The sequence below is a fragment of the Mycobacterium angelicum genome, assembly GCF_002086155.1.
Classification (GTDB): domain Bacteria; phylum Actinomycetota; class Actinomycetes; order Mycobacteriales; family Mycobacteriaceae; genus Mycobacterium; species Mycobacterium angelicum.
The window spans coordinates 1-279 of record NZ_MVHE01000389.1 but is presented as its reverse complement, the minus strand read 5'-3'; the positions used below and the strand labels follow the sequence as shown (position 1 = coordinate 279).

Genomic DNA, 279 nt, shown 5'->3' with positions numbered 1-279 from the left:
TGGCCCAAGCGATCGTGACCCCCCACGATGGCCAACTCGTGGGCTATGTGGTGCTCGATGCGCAGCAGATGCTCGAACGCGAGCCCGAACGCGAGGCGGAACTGGTCGGTCAGTGGCGGCAGATCTACGGCGGGCTGTATGGGGAGTCGATGTTCACCGCGGAGGCAGCCGAGGCCGAGTTGGGCCAGGACTTCAGTGGGTGGAACAGCAGCTACACCGAGGAACCGATTCCGCTGGCCGAGATGCGGCAGTGGCGTGCGGCGGCGGTGCAGCGCATTG

The 279-nt window shown here is 66.3% G+C and carries 1 protein-coding gene; it reads left to right on the top strand.

Annotated features, from left to right (window positions below; all coding sequences use genetic code 11):
• Positions 1-14: 14 nt before the first annotated feature.
• Positions 15-279: hypothetical protein (locus tag BST12_RS29930; RefSeq protein WP_139802127.1), on the top strand; the 265-nt coding region annotated here is incomplete at its 3' end.